The 6,226-nt window shown below is 63.5% G+C and carries 7 protein-coding genes and 1 pseudogene; 5 read left to right on the forward strand and 3 right to left on the reverse strand.

What is annotated here, in order from left to right; all coding sequences use genetic code 11:
* A partial coding sequence (locus tag MOV74_RS28785; RefSeq protein WP_246930018.1) for an outer membrane lipoprotein carrier protein LolA occupies window positions 1-691 on the forward strand: 691 nt, incomplete at its 5' end.
* Between the two features lie 203 nt (window positions 692-894).
* A complete protein-coding gene (xth, locus tag MOV74_RS28790) occupies window positions 895-1,710 on the forward strand; it encodes an exodeoxyribonuclease III (protein WP_246930019.1) in 816 nt (271 codons plus the stop codon).
* Between the two features lie 138 nt (window positions 1,711-1,848).
* Here xth and MOV74_RS28795 read toward each other — a convergent pair whose 3' ends face one another.
* Window positions 1,849-2,292: a cyclic nucleotide-binding domain-containing protein gene (locus tag MOV74_RS28795; RefSeq protein WP_194405284.1), complete on the reverse strand. Its 444-nt coding sequence runs from the start codon at window positions 2,290-2,292 to the stop codon at window positions 1,849-1,851.
* A 58-nt stretch (window positions 2,293-2,350) separates the two neighbouring features.
* Window positions 2,351-3,037 carry a response regulator transcription factor gene (locus MOV74_RS28800; RefSeq protein ID WP_007598630.1) on the reverse strand — a complete coding sequence of 229 codons (687 nt, stop codon included), beginning with the start codon at window positions 3,035-3,037 and terminating at the stop codon, window positions 2,351-2,353.
* Window positions 3,038-3,240: 203 nt separating this feature from the next.
* Between MOV74_RS28800 and MOV74_RS28805 the strand changes: the two genes are divergently transcribed.
* Together MOV74_RS28805 and MOV74_RS28810 are read left to right on the forward strand one after the other, a co-directional pair.
* Window positions 3,241-3,810 (forward strand): L,D-transpeptidase, encoded by a 570-nt coding sequence (locus MOV74_RS28805; RefSeq protein WP_246930020.1) that lies wholly within the window; start codon window positions 3,241-3,243, stop codon window positions 3,808-3,810.
* A 6-nt stretch (window positions 3,811-3,816) separates the two neighbouring features.
* Complete coding sequence (locus MOV74_RS28810) at window positions 3,817-4,602, forward strand: 2-keto-4-pentenoate hydratase (RefSeq protein ID WP_246930021.1); 786 nt, start codon at window positions 3,817-3,819, stop codon at window positions 4,600-4,602.
* Window positions 4,603-4,746: 144 nt separating this feature from the next.
* Here MOV74_RS28810 and MOV74_RS28815 read toward each other — a convergent pair whose 3' ends face one another.
* Window positions 4,747-5,436, reverse strand: a complete 690-nt coding sequence (locus MOV74_RS28815; protein WP_246930023.1) for a YggS family pyridoxal phosphate-dependent enzyme — start codon at window positions 5,434-5,436, stop codon at window positions 4,747-4,749.
* 109 nt (window positions 5,437-5,545) lie between these two features.
* Here MOV74_RS28815 and MOV74_RS28820 point away from each other — a divergent pair.
* A pseudogene (locus tag MOV74_RS28820) lies at window positions 5,546-6,226 on the forward strand (GGDEF domain-containing protein); the annotation flags it as partial.

Consider the following 6,226-nt stretch of genomic DNA (forward strand, 5'->3'; position numbering starts at 1 on the left):
GCCGAAGCCCGCGCCGAAGGGCCGTGATGGTGCTCAATCCGGAGGCGGTGGACCCGCTGTCACCGGCGCGACGCAGGCGCCGCCGAATCCGGTGATCCCGGATCCGCGCCGCAACGTGCCGAGCAGCATCTTCCAGACCTTCGATGCCAACCAGAAGGCGCAGGCGGCCAAGGTCAGCGCCTACCTGTCCTCGCTGTCGACGCTGGTCGGAAATTTCGTCCAGGTCGGCCCCGACGGCAGCAAGACCCAAGGCGATTTCTACATCCAAAAGCCGGGCAAGGTCCGCTTCGAATATGACGCGCCGAGCCCGATCGACATCGTCGCCGACGGATCGTCACTCGTGGTGCGCGACCGCAAGCTCGCGACGCAGGACGTCTATCCGCTGTCGCAGACGCCGCTGCGCTTCCTGCTGTCCGACCGCATCGACCTGATGAAGGACACCAACGTCGTCAACGTCTCGGCCGACGACGTCTTCGTCAGCGTCACCATCGAGGAGAAGCAGGCGTTGGTCGGCACCAGCCGGCTCCTGTTGATGTTCGGCGCCAAGGACGGCCAGCTGAAGCAGTGGACCGTCACCGATCCGCAGGGCTACGACACCACGATCGCGGTCTACAATCTGGATTCGAGCAAGAAGCTCGATCCCGGCATGTTCAAGATCGATTTCACCAATTACGGCCCCGCGCCGGGTTAAACGCTCCGCTGCCGTAGGGTGGGCAAAGGCGCGGAGCGCCGTGCCCACCATCTCTCACCTCATGGCAGGCAAATGGGCACGCTTCGCTTTGCCCACCCTACGAGAGCGCGACCAGATCCTCGTATTTCGCACCCGAAAAGACGGTGGGCACGGCGCGTTGCGCCTTTGCTCGGCCTCCGAGAGCTTGCTAAGACGCATTTCCCATGCGTTTTTCCCTGACAACCTGGAACATCAATTCGGTGCGGCTGCGCATCGATCTGGTCGCGAAATTCCTCAAGAGCGCGCGGCCGGATGTGCTGTGCCTGCAGGAAACCAAGTGTATCGACGATGCCTTTCCGCTGAAGCGCTTCAAGCGGCTCGGCTACGAGCATGTCGCGCTGAACGGGCAGAAGGGCTATCACGGCGTCGCCATCGTCTCGAAGATTCCGTTCGAATCGAAGGACATCCGCACCTTCTGCGACAAGGTGGATTCGCGCCACATCTCGGTGTCGTTCGGCGAGAAGGCCAATATCGCAAAGCCGCTGGTGCTGCATAATTTCTACGTGCCCGCCGGCGGCGACATTCCCGATCCCGCGCTGAACGAGAAGTTCGACCACAAGCTGCGCTTCCTCGACGAGATGAAGGCGTGCGAACCGCTGCATCCGCGCGGGGAGGATCGTCACATCCTGGTCGGCGACCTCAATGTCGCTCCGCACGAGAACGACGTGTGGTCGCACAAGCAGCTTCTGAAAGTGGTCTCGCATACGCCTGTCGAAACCGAGAAGCTGCAGGCCGCGCTCGAAGCCGGCGAATGGGTCGACGTCGCACGTGACCGCATTCCGATGTCGGAGAAGGTTTACACCTGGTGGAGTTACCGCTCTCCCGACTGGACCGTCGGCGATCGCGGCCGCAGGCTCGACCACATCTGGGTCTCGCGCGCGCTGAAGGATGCGGTCAGTGATTTCAGGATTCTGCGCGACGCGCGGAGCTGGGAACGGCCGTCGGACCATGTCCCGGTGACGGTGACGCTGGAGGTGTGAGGTCCTGCCGTCATTCCGGGGCGCGCGCAGCGCGAGCTATGGTGCGCAATTGCGACCTGAGAATCCATAGTGCGGCAGAGTCAGTGGATGAATGGATTCCGGGTTCGCGACTTCGTCGCGCCCCGGAATGACAGCCCGCTACGACGTCAGCTTCGCACCCGCCATCAAAATATCGCTCGCAATCTGGCTGGAGCGCACTGCGAATTCATCGCGGAGGCGAACCGCGGCGGCCGGGTCGCTTTCGAGCACGCGCTGGAACAGGCTGCGGGCGACGCGGATGACCGAGGAATGCTCCAGCGCGATCGCGCTCGACGGCCGCTTCATCGGCACCACCAAAGCGAGCTCACCGATCAGCGCGCCAGGACCGGCGATCATTTCGGCGCCGGCACCGTCGTCGACCCGGAAGGCGCCGCGTTGGACCACGAAGCCGGCATCGGCGTCGTCGCCGAGATTGAACAGGGTGTCGCCGCGGACGAAGTCACGCTGCTCGGAGCCGATCGCCAGCATGCGCAACGAGGCGTCTCCCAACAGGCGCAGTGTCGGGACTCGCTCGAGAAGCGCTACGTCGTCGTCGATTGACATTCAGATCCGAGGCTCAAGGGCATGCGATCTAAAACGATTCGCACGCCCTTCAAGCGTATCACGGCACCAGCTTGTAGCCACCGGCTTCCGTGACCAGGATTTCCGGGTTGGCGGCGTCCTTCTCGATCTTCTGGCGGAGGCGGTAGATGTGGGTTTCCAGCGTATGGGTGGTGACGCCGGAATTATAGCCCCAGACCTCCTGGAGCAGGGTCTCACGCGAGACCGGCATCTGGCCGGCACGGTAGAGGAAGCGGAGGATGGCGGTTTCCTTCTCCGTCAGCCGCACCTTGCGCGCATTGGCGGCGGTGAGCATCTTGGAGCCGGGCCGGAAGGAGTAGGGGCCGACCGAGAACACCGCGTCCTCGCTGGCCTCGTGCTGGCGGAGCTGGGCGCGGATGCGGGCCAGCAGGACTGCGAAGCGGAAAGGTTTTGCCACATAGTCGTTGGCGCCGGATTCCAGCCCCAAAATCGTGTCGGAATCGGTGTCGTGTCCGGTCAGCATGATGATCGGGGCCTTGAATCCGCCCTTGCGCAACGAGCGGACCACCTCGCGGCCGTCGGTGTCGGGCAGGCCGACATCCATCAGGACGAGATCGGGGGCATTGGCCTTGGCCGCGCTCGCGCCTTTGGCGCCGGTATCGACCGCGGAGGCTTCGAACTCTTCGTGTAGCGATAATTGCTCCACCAACGTGTCGCGCAGATCGGTATCGTCATCCACGATCAGGATCTTGCGGGCATTGGCCATAGGGGGTCATCCTTTTGGGGTCCGACTCGGCGCGCATCCATGCTGCACCCAGCCGTGAGGGAAGTTTAGGGGGTCGCTGTTGTTATTGTTGTTCGTGTTGAAGTAGTGGGCTGTCACCGATTCACAAGCCAGAACCACTCTAACCCAGAATAGCAGGGCGCTTTGATGAATGTCCTGTAATGAATTCGACATCGCATTTTCACATGAAAAACAAAGCAGCTTCAGTTGGTTACACCATGAATCGAAGCGCCAGACCACTCTCCGCGATCCGCGTTAAGCCTGCAGCCGGGAATCCGCGCAGAGGCTGGCTGACGGCGGGATCGCTGACCATTCCGGTGGCGCTGGGGCGGGGCGGCATTCTCGCCAACAAGCGCGAGGGCGATGGCGGCACCCCCAGGGGCAGTTTCCGTCCCAGGCGGTTGTGGTGGCGGGGCGACCGGCACAGCCGGCCGCAGAGTTTCCTGCCGGCCCGGATCATCACCGGAGCGGACGCCTGGTGCGAGGATCCCAGCGACCGCCACTACAATCAGGGAATCCGGCGCGGCGAGGGGCAGGGCGGTGACCGGCTCAAGCGCACCGACCATCTCTATGATTTCATCATCGAAATCGACCACAACACGAGGCCACGGATCGCCGGCCGTGGCAGCGCGGTATTTTTGCACCTGGCCCGCGACAATTTCGGTCCGACCGCGGGCTGCGTGTCGATGACGAAATCTGCGATGCTGCAATTGTTGCGGCGGTTGGGACCAAAAACAAAAATCATCATCGGGTGAGGATGCATGCTCGACAAGGATCAGATCACCGCCGCATCGCGCGTCCTCGTTCAACATTGGCGCGACGGCTCCAAGCTTGACGCGCTGGAGGCGCGGTTGCGGCCGCAGAGCCGCACGGAGGGCTATGCCGTCCAGGCTGTGCTCGAAACCCAGTCGTTTGGAAAATTATTCGGCTGGAAGATCGCGGCCACCAGCGTATCAGGACAGACGCACATCAACGTCACCGGGCCGCTGGCCGGCCGCATCATGAGCGACACCGTGATCGCGGACGGCGGTAGCGCCGCGATGAAGGGCAACGAGATGCGCGTCGGCGAGCCTGAGTTCGCCTTCCGCATGGGGCGCGATCTGCCGCCGCGCGCAGCGCCGTACACGGTCGAGGAGGTGCTGGCCGCCGTCGACAGTTTCCATCCCGCGATCGAGATTCCGGATTCGCGCTTTGCCGATTTCGCCAGCGCCGGTGAGGCGCAGCTGATCGCCGACAATGCCTGCGCGCACCTGTTCGTGCTGGGCGCGGCGACGTCCGCGAACTGGCGGGCGATGGATCTCGTCGAGGAGCGGCCAGTGATCACGCTGCGCGGCCAGCGCTATCTCGGCCACGGCAAGAACGTGCTCGGCGATCCCCGCGCCGCGCTCGCCTGGCTTGCCAACGAGCTGCGCGGGCTCGGCATCACCTTGCGGGCAGGGGAGGTCGTGACCACAGGCACGTGCCATCCGCCGCTGCCGATCCAGGCCGGTGATCATTTTGCAGTGGATTTCGGGGTGCTGGGCAAGGTGTCGGTGGGGTTTGTATAGGCAGTCCCCTCGGCCGTCATTGCGAGGAGCCCTTGCGACGAAGCAATCCGGAATCCCTCCGCGGAAAGATCCTGGATTGCTTCGCTACGCTCGCAATGACGAATTTGAGAGTTCGTGCAGGGCGGGCGCCGTCGCTGACGGCTCCTACCTGTGCCCGAAGATCGCGCTGCCCACCCGCACATGGGTGGCACCGAGCATGATCGCCGTCGCAAAATCCGCGCTCATGCCCATCGAGAGATTCGTCAATCCATTGCGCGCGGCGATCTTGGCGGTCAGCGCGAAATGCGCCGCCGGCGGCTCGTCGACCGGCGGGATGCACATCAACCCGGAGATCGTCAGCCCGTAGCTGTCGCGGCAGCTGGCGAGGAAGGCGTCGGCCTCGCCGGGCGGCACGCCGGCCTTCTGCGGCTCCTCGCCGGTGTTGATCTGGACGAAGAGCTGCGGGTGCTTGTTCTGGGATTCGATTTCCTTGGCTAACGCTTGGCAAATGCTCGGACGGTCGACCGAATGGATGGCGTCGAACAGTGCGACCGCCTCCTTCGCCTTGTTGGATTGCAGTGGTCCGATCAGATGCAGCGCGATGCCGGAGTAAACAGACGTTAACACGGGCCACTTGCTTTTGGCCTCCTGCACCCGATTCTCGCCGAATACGCGCTGTCCGGCGCCGATGACCGGCGTGATGGCATCCGCGGCGAAAGTCTTGGACACCGCGATCAGCGTCACGGAGGCGCGATCGCGTCGCGCATCCGTGCAGGCGCGGGAGATTTCGGCTTCGACCGCGGCGAGCGCGTTTGGTGAATGGCCGGTTACCGGCGCAGCATTGGCTTCTGTCATGACGTCGTTTGGTTGTGCTCGTAACCGGAGGTAAGTCCAATTTTACCGAGTTCAAGCAAGAGTTTTTGAACCCTTCGCTTTACCTTGGCCCGCGGGGTGGGTAGCGAAGATGAGAAGCATCAGTCTCAACCGCAAACGAGCGAAACTCAAGCAGGTTCTCGGAATCCGGGCGCGGCTCGCGTTGCTTGCGGTGATTCTGGTGGCGCCCTTGATGCTCGAGCGCATCCGTTCGCTCGAAGACACCCGCGCCCGGCAGATCGCGCAGGCCACGGTCGAATTCACCACCGTCGCAAGGCACAGCGCCGATGCACAGCGCGAGGTGATCTCGTCGGTCGAGACCATCCTGAAATCGGAAGCCTTCATCCGCGCCTCCGCCGGCGGCATCAGCAAGAGCTGCGATGTGCTGCGCGCGAGTCTGCCGTCGAACCTGCCCTGGATCCGCACGCTTTTGATCGCCGGCCAGGACGGACGCATTCAATGCGCCACCAACAACATGTATGTTGGCCTCGATCTCAGTGACCGGCCGTACTTCCAGCAGGCACAGGAAACCGGCCGCTTCGTGCTGAGTGATTTCATCCTGTCGCGGCCGGTGCCGACGCCGACCGTGATGGCGGTCTATCCGGTGTCCGCCTTCAGCGGCGTGCCCGATGCCGTCGTGCTCGCCACCGTCAATCTCGACTGGATGTCGAAGGTGATGAGCAATCTGGGTGGCCGCGCCGGCATCACCGCCGTGCTGGTCGACAGCGCGGGCACCGTGCTGGCCGCTCCCGCCGACCAGCACAGTGCCGTC

Source organism: Bradyrhizobium sp. SHOUNA76 (assembly GCF_023006445.1).
Classification (GTDB): domain Bacteria; phylum Pseudomonadota; class Alphaproteobacteria; order Rhizobiales; family Xanthobacteraceae; genus Bradyrhizobium.